At 67.1% G+C, this 22299-nt stretch carries 21 protein-coding genes; 17 read left to right on the top strand and 4 right to left on the bottom strand.

Features of this window, described 5'->3' with window-relative positions:
- Positions 1-46: 46 nt before the first annotated feature.
- From AC06E9_RS04550 to AC06E9_RS04540, 3 genes are all read left to right on the top strand, one after another.
- Positions 47-1510 (top strand): benzaldehyde dehydrogenase, encoded by a 1464-nt coding sequence (locus tag AC06E9_RS04550; protein WP_478055546.1) that lies wholly within the window; start codon positions 47-49, stop codon positions 1508-1510.
- A gap of 14 nt (positions 1511-1524) precedes the next feature.
- The gene (locus AC06E9_RS04545) at positions 1525-2652 is read left to right on the top strand and encodes an NAD(P)-dependent alcohol dehydrogenase (protein WP_121040007.1); all 1128 of its coding nucleotides are present in this window, start codon (positions 1525-1527) and stop codon (positions 2650-2652) included.
- A gap of 88 nt (positions 2653-2740) precedes the next feature.
- Complete coding sequence (locus AC06E9_RS04540) at positions 2741-3841, top strand: helix-turn-helix domain-containing protein (protein ID WP_478055545.1); 1101 nt, start codon at positions 2741-2743, stop codon at positions 3839-3841.
- A gap of 357 nt (positions 3842-4198) precedes the next feature.
- On the opposite strand, the gene AC06E9_RS04535 is transcribed toward AC06E9_RS04540, so the two are convergent.
- Positions 4199-4681, bottom strand: a complete 483-nt coding sequence (locus AC06E9_RS04535) for a YajQ family cyclic di-GMP-binding protein (RefSeq protein WP_121040001.1) — start codon at positions 4679-4681, stop codon at positions 4199-4201.
- A 78-nt stretch (positions 4682-4759) separates the two neighbouring features.
- On the opposite strand from AC06E9_RS04535, the gene AC06E9_RS04530 reads away from it, so the two are divergent.
- The 3 genes from AC06E9_RS04530 to AC06E9_RS04520 all read left to right on the top strand — a co-directional run bounded on the left by AC06E9_RS04530 (position 4760) and on the right by AC06E9_RS04520 (position 7492).
- Positions 4760-5656 carry a DMT family transporter gene (locus AC06E9_RS04530; RefSeq protein WP_121039998.1) on the top strand — a complete coding sequence of 299 codons (897 nt, stop codon included), beginning with the start codon at positions 4760-4762 and terminating at the stop codon, positions 5654-5656.
- Between the two features lie 142 nt (positions 5657-5798).
- The gene (locus AC06E9_RS04525) at positions 5799-6806 is read left to right on the top strand and encodes a methionine ABC transporter ATP-binding protein (RefSeq protein WP_478055543.1); all 1008 of its coding nucleotides are present in this window, start codon (positions 5799-5801) and stop codon (positions 6804-6806) included.
- Complete coding sequence (locus AC06E9_RS04520) at positions 6803-7492, top strand: methionine ABC transporter permease (RefSeq protein WP_478055542.1); 690 nt, start codon at positions 6803-6805, stop codon at positions 7490-7492. The genes AC06E9_RS04525 and AC06E9_RS04520 overlap by 4 nt, the downstream gene beginning before the upstream one ends.
- Positions 7493-7640: 148 nt before the next feature.
- Here AC06E9_RS04520 and AC06E9_RS04515 read toward each other — a convergent pair whose 3' ends face one another.
- On the bottom strand, positions 7641-8252 hold the full coding sequence (locus tag AC06E9_RS04515; RefSeq protein ID WP_121039989.1) for a lipocalin family protein: 612 nt from the start codon (positions 8250-8252) through the stop codon (positions 7641-7643).
- Between the two features lie 202 nt (positions 8253-8454).
- On the opposite strand from AC06E9_RS04515, the gene AC06E9_RS04510 reads away from it, so the two are divergent.
- Together AC06E9_RS04510 and AC06E9_RS04505 are read left to right on the top strand one after the other, a co-directional pair.
- Entirely contained in the window at positions 8455-8781 is a 327-nt protein-coding gene (locus AC06E9_RS04510) for a hypothetical protein (RefSeq protein ID WP_226956616.1), read from the top strand.
- A gap of 34 nt (positions 8782-8815) precedes the next feature.
- Positions 8816-10912 carry a prolyl oligopeptidase family serine peptidase gene (locus tag AC06E9_RS04505; RefSeq protein WP_152152302.1) on the top strand — a complete coding sequence of 699 codons (2097 nt, stop codon included), beginning with the start codon at positions 8816-8818 and terminating at the stop codon, positions 10910-10912.
- 165 nt (positions 10913-11077) lie between these two features.
- Here the strand turns inward: AC06E9_RS04505 and AC06E9_RS04500 are convergent, their stop codons facing one another.
- The gene (locus tag AC06E9_RS04500; RefSeq protein ID WP_478055539.1) at positions 11078-12274 is read right to left on the bottom strand and encodes a pyridoxal phosphate-dependent aminotransferase; all 1197 of its coding nucleotides are present in this window, start codon (positions 12272-12274) and stop codon (positions 11078-11080) included.
- Between the two features lie 111 nt (positions 12275-12385).
- Between AC06E9_RS04500 and AC06E9_RS04495 the strand changes: the two genes are divergently transcribed.
- The 8 genes from AC06E9_RS04495 to hslU all read left to right on the top strand — a co-directional run bounded on the left by AC06E9_RS04495 (position 12386) and on the right by hslU (position 19925).
- Positions 12386-14503 (top strand): S9 family peptidase, encoded by a 2118-nt coding sequence (locus tag AC06E9_RS04495; RefSeq protein WP_478055538.1) that lies wholly within the window; start codon positions 12386-12388, stop codon positions 14501-14503.
- A gap of 89 nt (positions 14504-14592) precedes the next feature.
- Positions 14593-15015 carry a YbaN family protein gene (locus AC06E9_RS04490; RefSeq protein WP_121041245.1) on the top strand — a complete coding sequence of 141 codons (423 nt, stop codon included), beginning with the start codon at positions 14593-14595 and terminating at the stop codon, positions 15013-15015.
- Between the two features lie 65 nt (positions 15016-15080).
- Positions 15081-15326: an LPS translocon maturation chaperone LptM gene (gene lptM / locus AC06E9_RS04485; RefSeq protein ID WP_121039974.1), complete on the top strand. Its 246-nt coding sequence runs from the start codon at positions 15081-15083 to the stop codon at positions 15324-15326.
- The gene (dapF, locus tag AC06E9_RS04480; RefSeq protein ID WP_282263506.1) at positions 15319-16173 is read left to right on the top strand and encodes a diaminopimelate epimerase; all 855 of its coding nucleotides are present in this window, start codon (positions 15319-15321) and stop codon (positions 16171-16173) included. The genes lptM and dapF overlap by 8 nt, the downstream gene beginning before the upstream one ends.
- Positions 16170-16847 carry a DUF484 family protein gene (locus AC06E9_RS04475; RefSeq protein ID WP_121039968.1) on the top strand — a complete coding sequence of 226 codons (678 nt, stop codon included), beginning with the start codon at positions 16170-16172 and terminating at the stop codon, positions 16845-16847. The genes dapF and AC06E9_RS04475 overlap by 4 nt, the downstream gene beginning before the upstream one ends.
- Positions 16848-16869: 22 nt before the next feature.
- Positions 16870-17760: a tyrosine recombinase XerC gene (gene xerC / locus AC06E9_RS04470; protein WP_121039965.1), complete on the top strand. Its 891-nt coding sequence runs from the start codon at positions 16870-16872 to the stop codon at positions 17758-17760.
- A gap of 91 nt (positions 17761-17851) precedes the next feature.
- Complete coding sequence (gene hslV, locus AC06E9_RS04465; RefSeq protein WP_019183676.1) at positions 17852-18403, top strand: ATP-dependent protease subunit HslV; 552 nt, start codon at positions 17852-17854, stop codon at positions 18401-18403.
- 148 nt (positions 18404-18551) lie between these two features.
- Positions 18552-19925, top strand: coding sequence for an ATP-dependent protease ATPase subunit HslU (gene hslU / locus AC06E9_RS04460; protein ID WP_121039962.1), 1374 nt, complete (start codon positions 18552-18554; stop codon positions 19923-19925).
- Positions 19926-20218: 293 nt separating this feature from the next.
- On the opposite strand, the gene AC06E9_RS04455 is transcribed toward hslU, so the two are convergent.
- Complete coding sequence (locus AC06E9_RS04455; RefSeq protein ID WP_121039959.1) at positions 20219-20887, bottom strand: TetR family transcriptional regulator; 669 nt, start codon at positions 20885-20887, stop codon at positions 20219-20221.
- 232 nt (positions 20888-21119) lie between these two features.
- On the opposite strand from AC06E9_RS04455, the gene smeD reads away from it, so the two are divergent.
- Entirely contained in the window at positions 21120-22298 is a 1179-nt protein-coding gene (gene smeD, locus AC06E9_RS04450) for a multidrug efflux RND transporter periplasmic adaptor subunit SmeD (protein WP_478055536.1), read from the top strand.
- Position 22299: the final 1 nt, after the last annotated feature.

Raw genomic sequence — 22299 nt, 5'->3', positions numbered from 1 at the left:
CGCAGGTATCCAATGGCCGGGTACACGACGCAAGGAGTTCTCAGTGATGGCAACACACGCATTCCTGCCGACGGCCACGTGGTCCGGCAAGCTGTTCGAGGGTCAGTGGAGCCCGGGTGCTGGCACCCAGGACGTGGTCGAGCCGGCCACCGGCGAACGCCTCGGCGAGATCGCGATGGCCGACCCGGCGCAGATCGCGCGCGCCGCCGCTACCGCCGCCAACGCACAGCGCGACTGGGCCAGTGCCCCGTATGACACCCGCGCGCAGATCCTGCGCCGCGCCGCCCAACTGGCCGAAGAGCACAACGACGAGATCGTGCAGTGGCTGGTCCGCGAAAGTGGCTCCACCCAGCTCAAGGCCGGCTTCGAGGCCAAGGTGAACACCAAGGCGCTGCATGAAGCGGCGGCACTGCCCTCGCGCAGCATCGGCGAAGTGCTGCCGTCCGAACCGGGCCGTCTGAATCTGGCGCGCCGCCGCCCGCTGGGCGTGGTGGGTGTGATTGCGCCGTTCAATTTCCCGCTGTATCTGGCCATGCGTGCGGTGGCGCCGGCACTGGCGCTGGGCAATGCGGTGGTGCTCAAGCCCGATCCGCGCACCGCCGTGTGCGGCGGCTTCGTGATCGCACGCCTGTTCGAACTGGCTGGCCTGCCTGCTGGCCTGCTCCACGTGTTGCCGGGCGATGGTGCGGCCGGCGCGGCGCTGACCAGTGACCCGAACATCGCGATGATCCAGTTCACCGGGTCCACGGGTGCCGGGCGCAAGGTCGGTGAAGCGGCGGGTAAACACCTGAAGAAGGTGTCGCTGGAACTGGGCGGCAAGAACTCGCTGATCGTGCTCGACGATGCGGACATGGATCTGGCCATCGCCAACACGGCGTGGGGCGTCTACCTGCACCAGGGCCAGATCTGCATGGCCACCGGCCGCGTGCTGGTCCAGCGCAGCATCCATGCGCGCTTCCTGGAAAAGCTGGTGGCCAAGGCCAGATCGCTCAAGGTCGGCAATCCGGCCGACGGCGAGGTGGCGATCGGGCCGTTGATCAATGCCCAGCAGCGCGACCACGCCGCGCGCATCGTTGCCCAGGCGCAGGCTGCCGGTGCCACCCTGGCGACCGGCGGTGGCTACAAAGATCTGTTCTTCGAGCCGACCGTGCTCAGCGATGTGAGCCGCGACAACCCGGCTTTCCACGAAGAGATCTTCGCGCCGGTCGCGGTCGTGGTGCCGTTCGATACCGATGACGAGGCGGTGGAGCTGGCCAACGACAGCGAGTACGGCCTGTCGATGGCGATCGTGTCCAGCAACGTGGGCCGCGCGCTGAAGCTGGGCGAACGGCTGCGCACGGGCCTGCTGCATATCAACGACCAGACCGTGAACGATGAGGTCATCAACCCGTTCGGCGGCGTCGGTGCTTCGGGCAACGGCACCAGCATCGGTGGCCCATCCAACATCGACGAGTTCACCCAGTGGCAGTGGATGACCGTCAAGGGCGAAGCGCCCGCGTACCCGATCTGATCCAGGAGAACCTCATGACTGCAACAGCAGAACTGCGCGACATCACCGTGGCCGTGGTGCGCGAAAAAGAACAGCCCTTCACGATCGAGAAGGCGCGCATCCGTGGCCCACAGGACGATGAAGTGCTGGTTCGCGTGGTCGCCACCGGCCTGTGCCATACCGACCTGATCGTGCGGGACCAGTACTACCCCGTGCCGCTGCCGGCGGTGCTCGGCCATGAAGGCGCGGGCATCGTCGAAGCACTCGGCCCGGGCGTGAAGGACCTCAAGGTTGGCGACCATGTCGTGCTGACCTACGGCGCCTGCGGCCACTGCAACCCCTGCAGCGGCGGCCACGGTGCCTACTGCAAGGATTTCTTCGGCCTGAACTTCGGTGGCGGTGCGCTGGACGGCTCCACCGCGATCCAGGATCCGGACGGCCACCCGCTGCACGATCACTTCTTCGCGCAGTCCTCCTTCGCCACCTACGCACTGAGCCGCGAGAACAACGCGATCAAGGTGCCCGACGATGCGCCGATCGAACTGCTCGGCCCGCTGGGCTGCGGCATCCAGACCGGTGCCGGTGCGGTGATCAACTCGCTCAAGGTGACCGCTGGCAGCAGCTTCGCCAGCTTCGGTGCCGGCGCGGTCGGGCTGAGCGCGGTGATGGCCGCACGCGTGGCCGGTGCGACCACCATCATCGCCATCGATGTGGTGCCTTCGCGCCTGGAGTTGGCCAAGGAGCTGGGCGCCACGCACGTGATCAACAGCCGCGAGGTCGATGTGGTTGAAGCGGTGCGCGGAATCACTGGCGGCGGCGCGAACTTCGCCTTGGAATCCACCGGTCGTCCGGAGGTGCTCGCGCAGGGCATCGAGGCACTCGGCGGGTTGGGGGTGATCGGCGTGGTCGGCGCGCCGAAGCTGGGCACCAAGGCCGAGTTCGACGTCAACAACCTGCTGCTCGGCGGGCGCAGCATCCGCGGCATCGTCGAAGGCGACAGCGTGCCCAAGGTGTTCATTCCGCAGCTGGTGCAGCTGTACCAGCAGGGCCGCTTCCCGTTCGACAAGCTGGTCAAGTTCTACCCGCTGGATCAGATCAACCAGGCCGCCGAGGACAGCACCCGCGGTGTCACCCTCAAGCCGATCCTGACCATCGGCGGGTGAAACGGTCCGTCGCAGGCGTGCATGCCTGCCACGACGTACCAGTCAGCTTTGCGGGAGTAGGCTGTCGGTCCGAGGTGGAGATCGACCGATGGCCGCGATGGTTCTGGAACAGCAGCAGGTATTGGCCGCCGCCCGTCAGCGCTTCGCCGAGGGCGGCGCGCTGATGGACAGCGTGGTCAGCCCGCCGGTGCAGCGCTCCTGGGAGCGTTCGCGCCAGGCCGGGGTGCAGCCGCGGCAGGAGCCGTACTACGCGCCTCTTGCCGCGGCTGCCACGCGCCTGGACGACCCTGCCGACCGCCGCCTCGCACGCTGTGTGCGCGAGGACATGGACCACCTCTGGGCCGCCTTCGGTGGCCGCCAATGGACCCTGTTCTGCGTCAACGCCGATGGCCTGGTCATCGCCCAGCGCGAACACGGCCTGGCCGACGTCCCGGTACTGCGCCCGATCCAGATCGGTCGCCGCCTTCGCGAAATCGACATCGGCACCACCGCACCGGCCTGCAGCCTGGCCGAAGACGCGCCCGCCCTGGTGCGCGGCAACGAGCACTATCTCGACCGCTTCGCCTCGGTGTTCTGCCTGAGCGTCCCGCTGCATGGGCTGGATGGCGAAGTGCTGGGCGCACTGGATATCACCGGCACCGGCGAGCGCGATGCCGAGCTGTTGCACGGCTACTTCCGCCAGGCCGCGCTGTCGGCCGAGAACCGCCTCATGCAGGACCACCGTCCCTGCCACCTGCTGGCCGTGCAACACGACACCCGCTGGCTGCACTCACCGCTGCAGGGCCTGCTGGCCATCGAAGAAGACGGCCACGTACGCGCCGCCAACCGCGTCGCCCGCCGCCTGTTCGGACTCCCACGCCGCGGAGCCTTGCCCCTGCTCACCCTCGAGGGCCTGTTCGCCGGCGCCAGCGTCCACCAGCGCCGCCGCCTGCTGCAGAGCGGCCCCGCCCACCGCGTCCGCCTGGATGACGACACTGCCGTGCACGTCCAGTACCTGCGCGGACCGCTCGCACCGCATGCCGGCGTGAAGCTCGATGTGCAGCATGCCAACGCCACGAACGCATCACTGCGCGCGCAGAACACACAGCACGTCCGCGAGACCGTGGCTGCCCACCAGGGCAACGTCAGCGCCGCCGCACGCCAGCTCGGCATCTCACGCACGACCCTCTACAAACTGCTGCGCGCGTAGTAACCAGCGCCCGGCGGTAAACACGCCGGAAGCCGCATCTTTTCGATCTGCGCAACGAGGTTGCCGGCCACGGGCCGGCACTACCGCTTTGCTCGCCCGTCCGCCGAGAAAGCGTCGGGGCGGCGGGTAGGGCCTGGCCTTGCCCGGACCATGAGCGGCATGGATGCCGCGACATGAGCCCCCATGGATGGGTTCACGGCGGGTCCGGGCAAGGCCAGGCCCTACCCGCCGCAGCCCTCGCCAATGAATCGCCAGCCTTCTGCGATGAGCTGCCAGCGCCAAAGACAACGAAAGCCCCTCGGCAACAAACAGCGGCGCCCTTCGCTGGCGCTCTTCGCTACAGCCGTCCGGCCAAGATCAATCGCGGAAGTTATCAAACTGCAGCGGAACCTCGAACGTCTCCTTCCGCAACAGCGCCATCGCATCCTGCAGATCATCGCGCTTTTTGCCCGTCACCCGCAGCTTGTCGCCATTGATCTGACTGTCCACCTTCAACTTGGCCTCCTTGATCGTCGCCGCGATCTTCTTGGCCACCTTCTGCTCGATCCCCTGCTTCACCGTGATCTTCTGCCGCGCACCGGCCAGATTGCTTTCGATATCACCAAACTCCAGGCACGCCGCATCGATCTTCCGCGCCGTCAGGCGCTGACGCAGGATGTCCGTCATCTGCTGCAGCTGGAAATCGCTCGGCGCGGACTGCGTGATCACGCTGTCCTCCAGCACGAACTTCGCGTCCACGCCCTTGAAATCGAAACGCGTGGACAGCTCGCGGTTGGCCTGGTCGACCGCGTTGGTCAGCTCGTGGGTGTCGACTTCGGAGACAACGTCAAAAGAGGGCATGGGCAAACTCCAACGGGTGAATGCCCCCATTCTATCAAGCCGCCATGGACGGGCCGGCCAAGCCGGCGATAATGGGCCATGAACACGCAGAAATCCCCCACCCGCGCCGTCGCCTGGATGCTGATCGCCGTCGCCTGCTTTTCGCTGATGGATGCCGGCATGAAGCAGCTGTCGGCCAGCTATCCCACCCTGCAGGTCACCTTCCTGCGCGGCGCGGCCTCGCTGCCGTTCGTGCTGGTCTGGGTGCTGGCCACCGCCGGCCCGCGCTCGCTGGTGCCCAGGCGCTGGGTCCTGCACCTGCTGCGCGGCGTGCTCGGCATGGTGATGATCGGCTGCTTCGTCTATGCCTTGCGCAGCCTGCCGCTGTCCACCGCCTACACCATCTACTTCGTCGCCCCGCTGCTGATCGCCGCGCTCTCGGTGCCGCTGCTCGGCGAGCACGTGGGCCCGCGCCGCTGGATCGCCATCGGCATCGGCCTGGTCGGCGTGCTGGTCGTGCTGCGCCCCGGTGTCGGCGGGATCATTTCCTTCCCGGGCCTGATGGTGCTGCTGGCCGCCACCGCCTACGCCCTGGCCGCGATCACGGTCAGCATGCTGACCCGTACCGACACCCCGCAGTCGATGGTGGTGTGGTTCCTGGTGATCATGGCCGTCGGCGCCGGCCTGCTGGCGATCCCGGACTGGCAGCCGCTGCAACTGGGCCATGCCGCGCTGATCGCCGGCATGGGCCTGGCCGGGGCAGGGGGGCAGGTCGCCCTGACCCGTGCTTTCCAGCTGGGGGAAGCCTCGATGATCGCGCCGCTGGAGTACACCGGGCTGGTCTGGGTGATCGGCTGGGACCTGCTGTTCTGGGGCGTGCTGCCCGACCAGGTGACCTGGCTGGGCGCGGCGATCATCGTCGCCTCGGGCCTGTACCTGCTGCACCGTGAGCGGGTGCGCCGGGTCCAGCCGCCCCGGCCGCTGGACCACCCCTGAGCCCGGCCGGCGCCCGCTGGCTGGCCGGATCACGGCCTCTTAGAACCAAACGGAATATCATTCCGCGCAACCGCACGGGTCAGGGCCGCCCCGCGCTGGTAGGCTGCACGCCCCCTCCCGTCGATGCCCGGTTGACCGCGAAGTGATCGAGTTCCAGCGCCTGCACAAATCCTATGCCGTCGGCGGCCGCGCGATTGCCGCGCTGCAGCCGCTGGACCTGACCATCGAGGCCGGCGAAGTGTTCGGCATCATCGGCCATTCCGGTGCGGGCAAATCGACCCTGATCCGGCTGATCAACCGGCTCGAGGAGCCCACCGGCGGCCGGCTGCTGATCAACGGCGAGGATGTCACCGCGCTCGATGCCGAGGGCCTGCGGGTGCTGCGCCGGAAGATCGGCATGATCTTCCAGCACTTCAACCTGCTCTCGTCGCGCACCGTAGCCTCCAATGTCGCCTTCCCGCTGGAGCTGGCCGGCACGCCGCGCGCGGAGATCGACGCGCGCGTGGACGAACTGCTGCATACCGTCGGCCTGGAAGCGCACGCCAACAAGTATCCGGCGCAGTTGTCCGGTGGCCAGAAGCAGCGCGTCGGCATTGCCCGCGCCCTGGCCACCCGCCCGCAGATCCTGCTGTGCGATGAGGCCACCAGTGCGCTGGATCCGCAGACCACCGCCTCGGTGCTCAAGCTGCTGGGCAGGATCAACCGCGAGCTGGGCCTGACCATCGTGCTGATCACCCACGAGATGGACGTGATCCGCCGCGCCTGCGACCGCGTCGCGGTGCTTGATGCGGGCCACCTGGTCGAAACCGGCCCGGTCACCGAGGTGTTCCTGCACCCGCAGCACCCGACCACCCGCCGCTTCGTCAGCGAGTCCGAGCAGGTCGACGAGGGCGAACTGCACAAGGACTTCGAAGCTGTCGCCGGGCGCATCGTGCGCCTGACCTTCCTCGGCGCCGACACCTACGAACCGTTGCTGGGGCGCATCGCGCGCGAGACCGGCGTGGACTACAACATCCTGTCCGGCCGCATCGACCGGATCAAGGACACCCCGTATGGCCAGCTGACCGTGTCGCTGGTCGGGGGCGATGTGCAGGCCGCGCAGGCGGGCTTCGTCGCTGCCGGTGTCCACCTTGAGGAGCTGCGCCGATGATCCTGGCCACCGCAGGCGGGTTCTTCCGCCATCTCGACGCCGGCAAATGGGCCGATATCGGCCAGGCCACGCTGGATACCCTGCTGATGCTCGGCGGCTCACTGCCGCTGACGCTGCTGATCGGCCTGCCGCTGGGCGTGCTGCTGTTCCTGACCGGCTCGCCGCAGCTGCACCGCAAGCCGGTGCTGTATGGGGCGATCGCGCTGCTGGTGAACCTGCTGCGCTCGGTGCCTTTCATCATCCTGATGATCGTGCTGATCCCGCTCACGCTGTGGATGATGGGCACCTCGCTGGGCGTCCGCGGCGCGATCGTGCCGCTGGTGATCGGCGCGGCGCCGTTCTATGCGCGCCTGGTCGAAACCGCGCTGCGCGAAGTGGACCGTGGCGTGATCGAAGCCACCCAGGCGATGGGCGCCACCACCTGGCAGCTGGTCACCCGGGTGATGCTGCCCGAAGCGCGGCCGGGCCTGATCGCCGGCGCCACGGTCACGGTGATCGCGCTGATCGGCTTCACCGCGATGGGCGGCGCGATCGGCTCGGGCGGCCTGGGCGACCTGGCCTTCCGCGATGGCTACCAGCGCTCGCACACCGACGTGGCCCTGGTCACCGTGGTCCTGCTGCTGGTGCTGGTGCAGATCCTGCAGATGATCGGCGACCGCCTGGTCTCGCACTACAGCCGGAAATAACCGGCAGGTACCGACCGTTGGTCGGTACGCCATCCTCGACGCCGCGTCGTGGCTGGCCCTCCAGGCCGAGTACGGTCTGAAGACGCTGCCGACCCGTCAGGAAATCGAGCGCAGGGTGCAGCCGCGCGAGGCGGCCTGACCGCTGCCCTTACCGGACGTTCGGCACTTCAAAGCCCAGCCGGTCCACCTGCTCGGGGTGCTGCGGCACGCGCTTGAGCTTGTCGGTGTTGACCCCGTAATCGTCACGCAGGCGGGTGGCGAGCTCCTTGTAGAGCTCTTTGTCCATGTCCGGCTGGCGCGCGAAGATCCAGGCCATCTCGCGGCCCGGGTAGCCGAGCATCGCCCACGAATAATCCGGCGCCACTTCCAGTACGCGGGTATGGGTCGGCACGATCTTGTAGAACCAGGTGCGCCAGTTGTGGTTGCCGCTCTTCTCGTCCACCGAGGCGCGGACGGTCAGTTCCTGCTGCGGCTCGGAGAAGCCATCGCGGTAGCGGTAGGTGATGGATACTTTCTGGTCGCCGCGCAGGCGGAACTGATTGACGCTGCCGACGTGGCCACGCTCGACCGGGTTCGGCACGCGGCCGATCACATACCAGGTGCCCATGAACCGCTGCAGGTCGATCGGCGCATTGGCGCTGTCGACCGCGACCGGGGTCGGCGCGGGTTCCGGTTTGGTCTCATGGCGGAACGCACAGGCTGACAGCAATGCCAGCGAGGAGACCAACAGGACAGCGCGAAGCGGGCGGTTCGAAGACATGCGGCGGGTGGCTCCAGTGGCTGGCAGAGGCATGGTGGGTGGGACAGCGGAGAACGTCAATGCCGGCGCAGCGGTTGTGTGACCGATTCATGCAGCCGCTCGCCGGACATCCCACCTGTCGCGTCCCCTGCAAGGTCGCAGCCCTTGAGATGGCGGCGCGGCAAGGTGACGCATCACTTTCGCACGGAGCTGTGTCATGACCCTGTCGTCTTCCCCACGTTCGTCCGACCGTCCCGATCCCCGCGTGCTGCGCTGCGTCAGGCAGGCCGTCCTTGCCGGGATGGCTTTGGTCCTGGTCTGGCCCGCCGCGCGGGGGCATAGCGAGTGGATCGGCTGGCTGCCGATGTGGCTGATCGGCATGCCGCTGATGGCCTGGTGGAGCCTGCATCGCTTCCGCCTGCCGCTGGCCGGCCTGCTCACCCACGGCGCGCGCCGCCGCCGGGGCCCGCAGGCGCGACGTCGCAGCCGCCCGCTCGCGCGTCCGGCGCGGCCTGACCTTCGACACGTGAGCCGCGGCCAGCCGGTGTGATAGCGTCCCAAGGCTATGACTGTCTGGAGCTCCAATGTCACGATTCGCTTCCGCCTGCCTGGTGGCAGGTCTGATCTCCGCCGGGGCGGCGGGAACTGCCATGGCCGCTGACGCCCCGGCGGACAAGTACGCCTGGCTTGAAGACGTCACCGGCGACAAGCCGCTGGCGTGGGTCAAGGAACAGAACGCCAGGTCCGAAGGCCGCTTGGCCGCGACCCCGGCGTTCAAGCAGATGGAGACCAGCATCCGCGAGGTGCTCGATTCCGACGCCAAGATTCCGGGCGTGCAGAAGATCGGTGACTACTACTACAACTTCTGGAAGGACAAGCAGCACGAGCGCGGCCTCTGGCGTCGCACCACCCTGGCCGAGTACCGCAAGGCCTCGCCGCAGTGGGAAACCGTGCTGGATCTGGATGCACTGAACAAGGCCGAGGGCGAGAACTGGGTCTGGCACGGCGCGGATTGCCTGCGCCCGGATTATTCGCGCTGCCTGATCGCGCTGTCGCGCGGCGGCGCCGATGCCGATGTCACCCGCGAGTTCGATCTGGCCAACAAGACCTGGATCAAGGACGGCTTCTTCCGCCCCGAATCCAAGGGGGGCCTGAACTGGATCGACCGTGACACGGTGTTCGTCTATACCGATTTCGGTGCCGGCACGATGACCACCTCGGGGTATCCGCGCGTGGCCAAGCTGTGGAAGCGCGGCACCCCGATGGCCTCCGCTTCGATGGTGTACGAGGGCAAGCCCGATGACATGTACATCGCGGCCATGCACGACGATACCCCCGGCTACGAGCGCAACCTGGTCAGCCGCACGCTGGCCTTCTACAACAACGAGATCTACCTGCGCGCCGACGATGGCACGCTGACCAAGATCGATGCGCCGAACTCGGCCGAGAAGGGCCTGCGCAAACAATGGCTGACCCTGGAGCTGCGTGAGCCGTGGACCGTTGGCGGCAAGACCTACACCGCCGGTTCGCTGCTGGCCACCAAGCTGGACGATTACCTCGCCGGCAAGCGTGATTTCGACGTGCTGTTCGCGCCGACCGACACCACCTCGCTGGCCGGCACCAGCTGGACCAAGAACCATCTGGTCCTGAACGTGCTGGACGACGTCAAAAGCCGCCTGAGCGTGCTGACGCCGGGCGACAGCGGCTGGAAGACGACGGCCTTCACCGGCGCGCCGTCGTTCGGCACCGTGGCCGTCAGTGCGGTCGACGCCGATGACAGCGATGCGGTGTGGATGACCGTCACCGATTACCTGACCCCGACCACCCTGGCCATCGCCGAGATCGGCAAGCAGCCTGAAGTGCTCAAGACCATGCCGACGTTCTTCAACGCCGACGGCAAGGTGATCGAGCAGCACTTCGCCACCAGCAAGGATGGCACCCGCGTGCCGTACTTCGTGGTGCACCGCAAGGACATGAAGCTGGACGGCTCCAACCCGACCCTGCTGTACGGCTACGGTGGCTTCGAGATCTCGCTGACCCCGTCCTACTCCGGTGGCATGGGCCGCGCGTGGCTGGAGAAGGGCGGTGTATACGTGGTCGCCAACATCCGTGGCGGTGGCGAGTATGGCCCGCGCTGGCACCAGGCGGCGCTCAAGCAGAACCGTCACAAGGCCTACGAAGACATGGCCGCGGTCGCCCGCGATCTGGTCAGCCGCAAGATCACCTCGGCCAAGCACCTGGGCGTGCAGGGCGGCAGCAACGGTGGCCTGCTCACCGGCAACATGCTGACCCAGTACCCGGAACTGTTCGGCGCGGTGGTGATCCAGGTGCCGCTGCTGGACATGAAGCGCTACAGCCACCTGCTGGCCGGCGCGTCGTGGATGGCCGAATACGGCAATCCAGACACGGCCGATTGGGCGTTCATCAAGACCTTCTCGCCGTACCACCTGTTCGACGCCAGCAAGACCTACCCGCCGGTGCTGTTCACCACCTCCACCCGCGATGACCGCGTGCATCCGGCGCATGCCCGCAAGATGGCGGCGATGATGATCGACGCCGGAAAGGACGTGACCTACTACGAGAATATCGAAGGCGGTCACGGCGGCGCGGCGAACAATGCGCAGGCCGCGCATATGTCGGCGTTGGCCTATAGCTTCCTGTGGGAGCAACTCTCCAAGTAAGCTCGGGGTGCTCGACAGCCAGGGGCAGTCGAGCAGCCGGCAGGGAGTGAGCCTGCCGCGGACGTTGTAGCCCCCTGGGGTGGACTCCGGGTGGTGGGGCGTCAGGTTGGCTCCACCCCATTTTCAGCGCCACGCAGCGATGCGTGGCGTTTTTTTATGGGCCGCTCAACGCACCCATGTCTCCAGCCCGCGCGCGATCCGGCGCACCGCCTCTTCCAGGCGCGGCACGTCCTGCGTGTAGGCCAGCCGCACATGCGCGTTGGCGCGGTGGTGGCCAAAGTCCAGGCCTGGGGTGAACGCCACATGCTCCGTTTCCAGGAAATGCGCACAGAACGCCTGCGCGTCATCGGTGAACGCACTCACGTCGGCGTAGAGATAGAACGCGCCTTCCGGTTCCACTTCGATGCGGAAGCCGAGCGCACGCAGCGCCGGCAGCAGGTAATCGCGACGCGCGCGGAACGCGGCGCGGCGCTGTTCGAAAATCGCGATGGACGCCGGCTCGAAACAGGCCAGCGCGGCATGCTGGGCGATGCTGGAGGCGCTGATGTACAGATTCTGCGCGAGCTTCTCCAGCTCACGCACCGCCTGCGGCGGCGCGACCAGCCAGCCCAGGCGCCAGCCGGTCATCCCGTAATACTTCGAGAAGCTGTTGAGGACGAACGCCTCGTCATCGACCTGCAGCACGCTGGCCGCGTCCATGCCGTAGGTGAGGCCGTGGTAGATCTCATCCACCACCAGATGCCCGCCGCGTGCCTTCAGCGACTGCGACAGCGCGGCAAGCTGCGCCGCCGAGAGCACGGTGCCGGTCGGATTGGCCGGCGAGGCGACCAGCGCACCGACGCTGTCCGCGTTCCACTGCCGTGCCACCAGCTCCGGCGTCAGCTGGTAGGCCGTCTCCGGCCCGACCGGCACCAGCTGCGCGGCCCCTTCCACCAACCGCAGGAAGTGCCGGTTGCACGGGTAGCCGGGATCGGCCAGCAACCAGTGCTTGCCGGGATCGACCAGCAGACTGCTGGCCAGCAACAGCGCGCCCGAGCCACCCGGGGTGACCAGGATCCGCTCGGGGTCGATCTGCACCTGGTAGCGGTCCTGGTAGAAGCCCGCAATCGCCTCGCGCAGCGCGGGCAGGCCGCGGGCCGCGGTGTAGCGGGTGTGGCCGGCTGCCAGGGCGGCCTGGCCGGCGCGCACGATCGGTGCAGCGGTGGTGAAGTCCGGCTCGCCGATCTCCAGGTGGATCACATCGTGGCCGGCCTGCTCCAGCGCCTGCGCGCGGGCCAGCAGCGACATCACGTGGAAGGGTTCGATGTCCTGGCTGCGGCGGCTGTAGCCGGTGCCGGTCGGGGGCATGCGGGAAGTATCCATGGCCTGATGATAGGCGCAGTGACCAACGACAGGCTTGCTGCTGGCCTACCCGCCAGCACAGACTGCACGGACACGGACGCCATTGCATTCCCCCGCCAGGAGCCTTATCTCGTGAAACCCGCCCTTTGTTTACTGGTTGCCAGCCTCATGACCTCCAACGTGCACGCCGCCCCCGCGCTGACCCCGCCCGACGCCGAGAAGCACCCGCACACGGTGAAGGCTCCCTTTGGCGCGACCCGCAGCGACGATTACTACTGGCTGCGCGACGACAAGCGCGAAGACGCGAAGATGCTGGCCTATCTGAATGCGGAGAACGCCTATACCGATCAGGTGGTGGCCCCGCTCAAGCCGCTGGAAGACACCCTGTACAAGGAGATCGTCGCCCGCATCAAGCAGGACGATGCCAGCGTGCCCTCGCGTGACCGCGGCTACTGGTATTACACCCGTTTCGAAACCGGCAAGGACTACCCGATCCAGGCGCGCCGCAAGGGCAGCATGGAGGCGCCGGAAGAGATCCTGCTCGACATCAACACGATGGCCGAGGGCAAGGGCTACTTCAACGTGGGCGATGCCGATGTCAGCCAGGACAACCACCTGCTGGCCTGGGCCGAAGACGATGTCGGCCGCCGCCAGTACGTGATCCGTTTCAAGGACCTGCGTACCGGTGAGGTGCTGCCGGATCGCATCGAGAACGTCTCGCCCAACGTGGTCTGGGCCGATGACAACCGCACCCTGTTCTATGTCGAGAATGATCCGGACACCCTGCTCACCGTGCGCGTCAAAAAGCATGTCCTGGGCACCCCGGCCAGCAGCGACGTGCTCGTGTATGAAGAGAAGGACGACAGCTTCTACATGGGCGTCGGCCGCACCCGCGATGATCGTTTCCTGACCATCGAGCTGCACAGCACGGTGAGCTCGGAAACCCGCTACGCCCCGGCTGCCGATCCGCAGGCGTTCACGGTGCTGGCGCCGCGTGCGCGCGACGTGGAATACGATGCCGACCACTTCAACGGCCGTTGGGTGATCCGCACCAACGCTGCGGACGCGAAGAACTTCAAGATCGTCACCGCACCCAGCGATGCCACCGCGCGCAGCCAGTGGAAAGACTGGGTCGCGCACGATGACGCCGTGCTGATCGAAGGCTTCGAACTGTTCGACGGCTTCACCGCGATCGCCGAGCGCTCCAACGGCCTGGAACGCGTGCGCCTGCTGTTCCCGGATGGTCGCCAGGATTACGTCAAGGCGGATGAGCCCGCCTACTCGATGGGGTTGGCCGCCAACAGCGAGCACGACACCCCGTGGCTGCGTTACGCCTACACCTCGCTGACCACGCCGACCACCACCTACGAGCTCAACACCGTCACCGGTGAACGCCGCCAGCTCAAGCAGCAGCCGGTGATCGGCTATGACCCGTCGCAGTACACCACCGAGCGCGTGTGGGTGACGGCCCGCGATGGCGTCAAGGTGCCGGTGTCGCTGGTGTACCGCAACGGTTTCAAGAAGGACGGCACCGGCGCGCTGTACCAGTACGCCTACGGCAGCTACGGCATGTCGATGGACCCGGGCTTCAACCAGACCGTGGTCAGCCTGCTGGATCGCGGCGTGGTGTATGCCATCGCCCACATCCGCGGCGGCCAGGAAATGGGCCGTGCGTGGTATGAGGACGGCAAGCTGCTCAAGAAGCAGAATACGTTCAACGATTTCGTCGATGTCACCCGCGAACTGGTCCGCCAGGGCTATGCCGCCAAGGATCGCGTCGCCGCCTCCGGTGGCAGCGCCGGTGGCCTGCTGATGGGCGCGGTGGCCAACCAGGCGCCGCAGGACTATCGCGTGATGGTCGCCCAGGTGCCGTTCGTCGATGTGGTCACCACCATGCTCGACGCCAGCATCCCGCTGACCACCAACGAGTATGACGAGTGGGGCAACCCGGAGCAGCGCGAGTATTACGACTACATGCTCACCTACTCGCCGTACGACAACGTCAGCAAGCAGGCGTACCCGGCCCTGTTCGTCGGCACTGGCCTGTGGGATTCGCAGGTGCAGTACTGGGAGCCGGCCAAGTGGGTGGCCAAGCTGCGCGATGACAACACCGGCCACTTCCCGATCGTGTTCCGTACCAACATGGACGCCGGCCACGGCGGCAAATCCGGCCGCTTCCAGCGGTACCACGAGTTGGCCGAGTCGTACGCGTTCGTGCTCGACCAGCTTGGCGTGACCCAGGGCCGGTAATGCCGGTCGCTGGCCGGCGATCCGGTATCGTCGGCCAGCGTAGTGAGGCCGCCATCGCGGCGGCCCGTCCGGGTCGCTATGCTGGCACCATGTCCCGGTCCGAACGCCCCATGGTTTCCGACGCGCCGGCTGAGCGGCGACGGGTGCGTTTCCGCTGGGCGTGGTGGCTGCTTGCCTATGTCAGCCTGGGCACCGGCATCGTTGGCATCTTCGTACCGGGCCTGCCCACCACCGTGTTCATCCTGATCTCGGCCTGGGCCGCCTCGCGTGGCTCCGAGCGCCTGCACAACCGCCTGCTGGCGCACCCGCAGTTCGGCCCGGCGATCCGCAACTGGCAGGCGCACGGCGCGGTCAGCCGCCGCGGCAAAGGAATGGCGACCCTGACCATGGCGGTGTGCGCGGGCATCATGCTGTGGTGCGTGCCGATCGCCTGGGTGAAGTGGCTCTCCATCGGCAGCATGACCTGCGTGGCGCTGTGGCTGTGGTCCCGGCCGCTGCCGCCAAGGGTGTGATTGCTGCGCTGCCCGTTCATCCAGCCGGCACCCAAGCGCCCAAACACCGCGGCTATACTCGGAGGATGAAGACATCTCCCCGTACCCTCATCTCCCTGACGCTGGCCGCCTCGGCGCTGCTGGTGCTGTCGGCCTGTGGCAACAAGGGCCCGCTGGTCCTGCCGCAGAAGCCGGTCCCGGTCGAAGAACAGCTGGTTGAACCGGCCGCCGACGACGCCACGCCGCCGGCCGCCGATGCCGATACCGATTCCCCGGTGGTTCCTGATCCCGTTCAAGCCCCGGCGCTGAAGGCCAATGACGGGAATGAGTAAGTCGAACACCGCCGCGGCGCTGCGCTTCACCAAGATGCATGGCGCCGGCAATGATTTCGTGGTGTTGGACCTGCGCGATGGCCGCGCGCCGCCGGATGCTGCGCTGGCCGCGCGTCTGGCCGATCGCCACACCGGCGTGGGCTGCGACCAGATCCTGACCATCGAGCCGCCCAAGGCAGACGGCTCGGTCGCCTCGTACCGGATCTGGAATGCCGATGGCAGCAGCTCCGAGCAATGTGGCAACGGCGCGCGCTGCGTGGCGGCCTGGCTGGTGCGCGATGGCGCCGCCACCGGCAGCACCTTCGCGATCGATAGCCCGGTCACCACCCATGCAGTCGAACGGCTGGGCGAAGACCAGTACGCGGTAGCCATGGGCGTGCCGCGGTTCGAGCCGGAGAACGTGCCGCTGATCGGCTTCGCCCGCGCCCGCGAGGAATATCTGCTGCCGCTGCAGGGCGACACGGTGCGCTTCGGCGCGGTTTCGATGGGCAACCCGCACGCCGTGATCGAAGTGGGCCTGGTGGATGCCGCCCCGGTCGAGCGTTTGGGCCCGCTGCTGCAGCAGCACGCCTCGTTCCCGAAATCGGTCAACGTCGGTTTCGTGCAGGTGCTCAGTCCGCAGCACGCGCGCCTGCGTGTGTACGAGCGCGGCGCCGGCGAAACCCTGGCCTGCGGCAGTGGCGCCTGCGCCGCGGCCGTGGTGATGATGCAGCGCGGTCGCCTGCAGCGCGATGCCACGATGTCGCTGCCCGGCGGCGACCTGCGCATCCGCTGGCCGGCCGACGATGCACAGATCGTGATGTCTGGACCCGCAGCCTTCGTCTTTGATGGAGAGTGGAACGCATGAGCGAGACCGCCGAGAAAATCGGGTCGCACGAAGTAGCCGCCTGGCTGCGTCGGCATCCGACCTTCCTGAAGCAGTTCCCGGACCTGGCCCTGACCCTGGTGGTGCCACGCGATGACGGCCCCACCGCGTCACTGGCCAGCTATCAGCTGGAGGTGCTGCGCGACAAGAACCGTGAGCTGTCGCGACGGCTGGCCGATCTGGCCGCCAACGCGCAGATCAACGAGCGCTTGGCCGTGCGCACGCACCAGCTGACCCTGGCACTGATGAAACAGGACTCGGCGGCGGACACTCTGCGGGCGATGGCCGCCTCGCTGGAAGAGGATTTCGCCGGGGATCTGGTCCGGCTGATCGTGCTGCATCCCGTCGCCGGGCTGGAACAGGCGCCGTGGTTGCAGGTGATCGAGGAGAGCAGCCCGCTGCTGGGTGTGTTCCGGGATTGCCTCAAGGATGGCGAACCGATCTGCGGCCGCCTGCAACCGGAAAAGAACACCGTGCTGTACGCCGGCCGCGCCGAGGAAGTGCAGTCCAGCGCGCTGTTGCCGCTGCCGGGTGTCGGCCTGATCGCGGTCGGCAGCCATGACGGCAATCGGTTCTACCCGGGTATGGGCACGCTGTTCCTGCGCATGATGGGTGAATCGCTGGTCGTTGCGCTGCAGCGTTTCCCGTCGCCCTGACAGCCCGTTGAGCGGAGTCGTCGTGAGCACCGCGCAGGACTTCCTGTCGCACCTTCAAGTGGAGCGCCGCATGTCGGCGCACACGCTGGATGCCTACCGTCGCGATCTGGATGCACTCGCGGCGTGGTCGGAGGGCCAGGGGGCGGTGATCGATACGCTGGACAGTGCGCAGCTGCGCCAGTTCATCGCTGCCGAACACCGCCGCGGGCTGTCGCCCACCTCGCTGCAGCGCCGGCTTTCGGCGTGCCGCAGTTTCTACGCGTGGCTGCTCAAGCACCACCGCATCGCCGCCAATCCGGCCACGGGCCTGAAAGCACCCAAGGCGCCGCGCAAACTGCCGCAGGTGCTCGATGCCGATGAAGCCGTGCAGCTGGTCGAACTGCCCACCGATGCACCGCTCGGCCTGCGCGATCGCGCGCTGCTGGAGCTGTTCTATTCCTCCGGGCTGCGCCTGAGCGAACTGTGCGCGCTGATCTGGCGCGACCTGGATTTCGATACCGGTCTGGTCAACGTGCTGGGCAAGGGCAACCGCGAGCGCCGCGTGCCGTTCGGTTCGCACGCGCGCACCGCGCTGCAGGGCTGGCGGGCCGACAGCGGCGGCGCGGCCACCGCACCGGTATTTCCCGGGCGCAAGGGCGGGCCCATCACCCAGCGCGCCGTGCAGATCCGCATCCGTCAGCTCGCCCAGCGCCAGGGCCTGTTCAAACACGTACACCCGCATATGCTGCGGCACAGCTTCGCCAGCCACATCCTGGAGTCCTCCGGTGATCTGCGCGGTGTGCAGGAGCTGCTCGGCCATGCCGATATCGCCACCACGCAGATCTACACCCACCTGGATTTCCAGCATCTGGCCAAGGTCTACGACGCTGCGCACCCGCGTGCCAAGCGCCGCAAGAGCGGCAACGAAAGCTGAATCGATCCGCTGCGGCATCCGGGCGCAGGGCAGGGCGGGTTGAAGCGTCGGGCAGCGACCCCACCTCAGTCTTTGTCACCCCGGAGGCTCCATGGACCCCAGTCAGAACCCCAACGTATTTCATGCCACCACCATCATCTCGGTGCGGCGCAATGGGCATGTCGCCGTCGCCGGCGATGGCCAGGTCACGCTCGGCCACACGGTGATGAAGGGCAACGCCCGCAAGGTACGCCGGCTGGGTCGCGAGGGACAGGTGCTGGCCGGTTTCGCCGGCGCTGCCGCCGATGCCTTCACCCTGTTCGAGCTGTTCGAGGCCAAGCTGGAAAAGCACGGCCAGCTGCAGCGCGCTGCGGTGGAACTGGCCAAGGATTGGCGCACCGAGCGCCGCCTGGGCAAGCTCGAAGCGCTGCTCGCCGTCGCCGACAAGGACACCTCGCTGATCATCAGTGGCACCGGTGATGTGATCGAACCGGAAGACGGCATCATCGCGATCGGCTCCGGTGGCTCCTATGCCCTCTCGGCCGCCCGCGCGCTGATGGCGCATACCGAACTGGATGCCCGCACGATCGCCACCGAATCGATCAACATCGCCGGTGACATCTGCATCTACACCAATCGCAACGTGGTGGTCGAGGAGCTTTGACCCGGAGGGTCAACGCTCGGTAGAGCCACGCCATGCGTGGCTGCGGTATCCGGTCAGCCACGCATGGCGTGGCTCCACATCAGCGTTACGTCGCTGTCAGGCAGGCCGGTGATACGTCATTCCACCCCATATCCTCGTGAGCACATCCATGCCGCACAAGATTGAAGTTTCTTCCGCCACCATGACCCCGCGCGAGATCGTGCAGGAACTGGACCGGCACATCGTTGGCCAGCACGATGCCAAGCGCGCGGTCGCCATCGCGCTGCGCAACCGCTGGCGCCGCATGCAGCTGCCGGCCGAACTGCGCAACGAAGTCATGCCCAAGAACATCCTGATGATCGGCCCGACCGGCGTCGGCAAGACCGAGATCGCACGTCGCCTTGCCACGCTGGCCAATGCGCCGTTCGTCAAGGTCGAGGCGACCCGCTTCACCGAGGTCGGCTACGTCGGCAAGGACGTGGAGCAGATCATCCGCGACCTGGCCGATACCGCGGTCAAGCTGTATCGCGAGCAGGCCAAGGTGCGCGTGCGCACCCAGGCCGAAGAGCGTGCCGAAGACCGCATCCTCGATGCGCTGCTGCCGCGCCGCAGCACCGGTATCGGCTTCGACGCCGAAGCCGCGCGCAATGAGCCGTCCGCGCAGGACAACGAGACCCGCATCAAGTTCCGCCGCATGCTGCGCAACGGTGAGCTGGACGAGCGCGAGATCGAACTGGAAGTGTCGGCCAATGTCAGCATGGACATCATGACCCCGCCGGGCATGGAAGAAATGGGCCAGCAGCTGCGCCAGATGTTCTCCAGCATGGGCGGCGCGAAGGCGCAGAAGCGCACGCTGTCGATCAAGGCCGCGCGCCCGCTGCTGATCGAGGAAGAGGCCGGCAAGCTGGTCAACGAAGACGACATCCGCAGCGCGGCGATCGAGGCCTGCGAGCAGCACGGCATCGTGTTCATCGATGAGATCGACAAGGTCGCCAAGCGCGGTGACAACGTCGGGGGTGGCGATGTCTCGCGCGAAGGCGTGCAGCGCGATCTGCTGCCGCTGGTGGAAGGCTCCAACGTGTCCACCAAGTACGGCACGATCAAGACCGACCACATCCTGTTCATCGCCTCCGGTGCGTTCCACCTGGCCAAGCCCAGCGATCTGATCCCGGAACTGCAGGGGCGTTTCCCGATCCGCGTGGAGCTGGGCGCGCTGAGCAAGCAGGACTTCGTGCGCATCCTGACCGAGCCGAAGGCCGCGCTGACCAAGCAGTACGAAGCGCTGCTGCAGACTGAAGGCGTCTCGATGAAGTTCACGGTCGATGCGGTGGACCGCTTGGCCGAGATCGCCTTCCAGGTGAACGAGCGCCAGGAAAACATCGGCGCGCGCCGCCTGCACACGGTGCTGGAGCGCCTGCTGGATACGCTGAGCTATGAAGCCCCGGACCGCGATGGTGAGACCATCAGCATCGACCAGGCCTACGTCGACGCGCACCTGGGTGAGCTGGTACAGGATCCGGACTTGAGCCGCTACATCCTGTAACGGCACGCAACGATCGGGTGGTAGGAAGAACGGCGGCACTTCGGTGTCGCCGTTTTTTTTGCTTCTTCTGTCAAACGCTGTCTCCGTTTGGGGCTGCCGGCCGCTACGGGGTCCGCGTGTGGTCCGCGCGCGGGAAAGGCGGCCTTTCTTTGGGCGCCAGTGGTCTGTACACGTTGGGGCGCGATGCCCTTGTGGGCGAACTCAAGGGGGAGGGGGCGGCCGCAGGCCGGCGCCGGAGGACATTCGCCGGCAAGGGCATCGCGCCCCAGCGCTCGACCAACCCGTCCTTCGCCTCAGGCGTCGTCGTCGGTTGGCAGGGCGGTCGGCGGGGCGCCCGGGGTGAATACACCCGGCTGCACGAATGCGCTGAGGATCGCATCCAGCGTCTGCGCGCCATCGCGCTGGATCTCGAACAGCTCCGGTTCCAGCATTGCGCTATACAGCACCCCGGTCAGGCTGGTGCTCACGATGCGCGCCACCGTGTCCACGTCCACCCCCTCGCGCAGCTGTCCCAACTCCCGCGCGCGCTGGAACGCGGCCGCGAAAATGCCCAGCTCCTCACGCGATGCCTCCAGCTGCAGCGCCTGCATTGCCTGGCTTTCCACAGACAGATCGTTGCGCAGCATGATTTCCATCATGTTGCGCAGGCGTTCGTCTTCGGCCAGCTCCCGGAAGGAGACCAGCAGCGCCGAGCGCAGGTCCAGGATCGGCGTGCTGCGCTTGGCCGAGGTGGTGCGACGCATCCGCTCGATGAACGGCACGCGCTCACGGTCGATCATCGCGGTCAGCACTTCGGCCTTGTTCTTGAAGTGCCAGTACACCGCGCCGCGGGTGAATCCGGCGCGCGCGCCGATCATCGCCAGGCTGGTGCCGGCGACCCCGTATTCATGGAAACAGACCTGGGCCGCATCGAGGATGCCCTCGCGGGTGGCCTGCGCCTCTTCTTTGGTTTTTCTGGCCATTGCGCTGTGCAGTTGCTGGATGAGACCGGCCTGAATTGTACCGCTTTACAAACAAACATGCATGTATGTATATTTGCGCCCCACTGATCCTCAGCGAGGACTGCCTGCGCGCGCCGGCGGGTCTCGTTTCGGATATTTGCCGTCATTTGCTGCCTGTTTGTCGTCATTCTTCGCTTTTATCGGAAGTTGGGCTGCAGGCGCGCCCTTTTTCCGTCTGCGAGCCCCTACCGCCATGTCCAGAACCCCGTACCGTCTTCTCGCGCTGTCCCTCGCGATCGCCCTGACCGTGTCCGCCTGTGGCGGTGGTGAGCAGGAGGGTCCGCAGGGCGGCCCCGGCCAGGTGACCGTGGCCACCCTCAAGGCCGAGCAGGTCGGCCTGACCCGCGAACTGCCGGGCCGCACCAATGCCTTCCTGGTCGCCGAAGTGCGCCCGCAGGTCAATGGCATCGTGGCCAAGCGGCTGTTCACCGAAGGCGGCCTGGTCACTGCGGGCCAGCCGCTGTATCAGCTCGATGACGCCAGCTATCGCGCCCAGGCCAACAGCGCCCGTGCCCAGCTGGCCCGCGCCGAAGCCACCGCCAATGCCGCACGCCTGAGCGCCAAGCGCATCGGCGAGCTGGCCAAGGTCGAGGCGGTCAGCACCCAGGACAACGAGAACGCGATCGCCGCGCTCAAGCAGGCCGAGGCCGATGTGGGCGCCGCGCGTGCCTCGCTGGACGCCGCCAACGTGACGCTGGGCTATGCCCGCATCACCGCGCCGATCAGCGGCCGCATCGGCAAGTCGTCCGTCACCCAGGGCGCACTGGTCAGCGCCGGCCAGGCCCAAGCACTGGCCACCGTGCAGCAGTTGAACCCGATCTATGTCGATCTGACCCAGTCCGCCAGCGAGCTGCTGCAGCTGCGCCGCGAGCTGGCCAGCGGCCGCCTGCAGGACAACCAGACCCTGCCGGTGACGATCCTGCTCGATGACGGCACCGAGTTCGACCACAAGGGCACGCTGGAATTCTCCGAAGTCAGCGTGGACCCGACCACCGGCAGCTACGCGCTGCGGGTCAAGGTCGAGAACCCGGACCAGGTGCTGATGCCGGGCATGTACGTGCGTGCCCAGGTCGGCAGCGGCGTGCGCGACAACGCGATCCTGGTGCCGATGCAGGGCATCGCCCGCGATCCCAAGGGCGATACCAGCGCCATGGTGGTCGGCAAGGACGACAAGGTCGAACTGCGGCAGGTCAAGGTCAGCCGTTCGCTCGGCGACAAGTGGCTGGTGGAAGACGGGCTGAAGGCGGGTGACAAGGTCATCGTCGAAGGCCTGCAGAAGATCCAGCCGGGCACGCCCGTGCAGGCCACCGAAATGGGCGCGGCCCCGGCCAAGCCGGCCGCCGCGCCGGCGGCTCCCGCCGCCCAGCAGTAAC

It is taken from the genome of Stenotrophomonas sp. Steno-Z10-BAI (assembly GCF_056393115.1).
The sequence above is the reverse complement of the archived record's forward strand: the minus strand, read 5'-3'. Positions and strand labels throughout refer to the sequence as shown.

Bases quoted from the DNA above. Each gene is read 5' to 3' on its own strand.
- AC06E9_RS04535 (WP_121040001.1), bottom strand. From the start codon at position 4,681: ATGCCCTCTTTTGACGTTGTCTCCGAAGTCGACACCCACGAGCTGACC.
- AC06E9_RS04520 (WP_478055542.1), top strand. From the start codon at position 6,803: ATGATCCTGGCCACCGCAGGCGGGTTCTTCCGCCATCTCGACGCCGGC.
- hslV (WP_019183676.1), top strand. From the start codon at position 17,852: ATGGACCCCAGTCAGAACCCCAACGTATTTCATGCCACCACCATCATC.
- dapF (WP_282263506.1), top strand. From the start codon at position 15,319: ATGAGTAAGTCGAACACCGCCGCGGCGCTGCGCTTCACCAAGATGCAT.
- AC06E9_RS04545 (WP_121040007.1), top strand. From the start codon at position 1,525: ATGACTGCAACAGCAGAACTGCGCGACATCACCGTGGCCGTGGTGCGC.
- AC06E9_RS04455 (WP_121039959.1), bottom strand. From the start codon at position 20,887: ATGGCCAGAAAAACCAAAGAAGAGGCGCAGGCCACCCGCGAGGGCATC.
- AC06E9_RS04540 (WP_478055545.1), top strand. From the start codon at position 2,741: ATGGCCGCGATGGTTCTGGAACAGCAGCAGGTATTGGCCGCCGCCCGT.
- smeD (WP_478055536.1), top strand. From the start codon at position 21,120: ATGTCCAGAACCCCGTACCGTCTTCTCGCGCTGTCCCTCGCGATCGCC.
- AC06E9_RS04530 (WP_121039998.1), top strand. From the start codon at position 4,760: ATGAACACGCAGAAATCCCCCACCCGCGCCGTCGCCTGGATGCTGATC.
- AC06E9_RS04475 (WP_121039968.1), top strand. From the start codon at position 16,170: ATGAGCGAGACCGCCGAGAAAATCGGGTCGCACGAAGTAGCCGCCTGG.
- AC06E9_RS04490 (WP_121041245.1), top strand. From the start codon at position 14,593: ATGTCCCGGTCCGAACGCCCCATGGTTTCCGACGCGCCGGCTGAGCGG.
- AC06E9_RS04500 (WP_478055539.1), bottom strand. From the start codon at position 12,274: ATGGATACTTCCCGCATGCCCCCGACCGGCACCGGCTACAGCCGCCGC.
- AC06E9_RS04515 (WP_121039989.1), bottom strand. From the start codon at position 8,252: ATGTCTTCGAACCGCCCGCTTCGCGCTGTCCTGTTGGTCTCCTCGCTG.
- hslU (WP_121039962.1), top strand. From the start codon at position 18,552: ATGCCGCACAAGATTGAAGTTTCTTCCGCCACCATGACCCCGCGCGAG.
- lptM (WP_121039974.1), top strand. From the start codon at position 15,081: ATGAAGACATCTCCCCGTACCCTCATCTCCCTGACGCTGGCCGCCTCG.
- AC06E9_RS04505 (WP_152152302.1), top strand. From the start codon at position 8,816: ATGTCACGATTCGCTTCCGCCTGCCTGGTGGCAGGTCTGATCTCCGCC.
- AC06E9_RS04550 (WP_478055546.1), top strand. From the start codon at position 47: ATGGCAACACACGCATTCCTGCCGACGGCCACGTGGTCCGGCAAGCTG.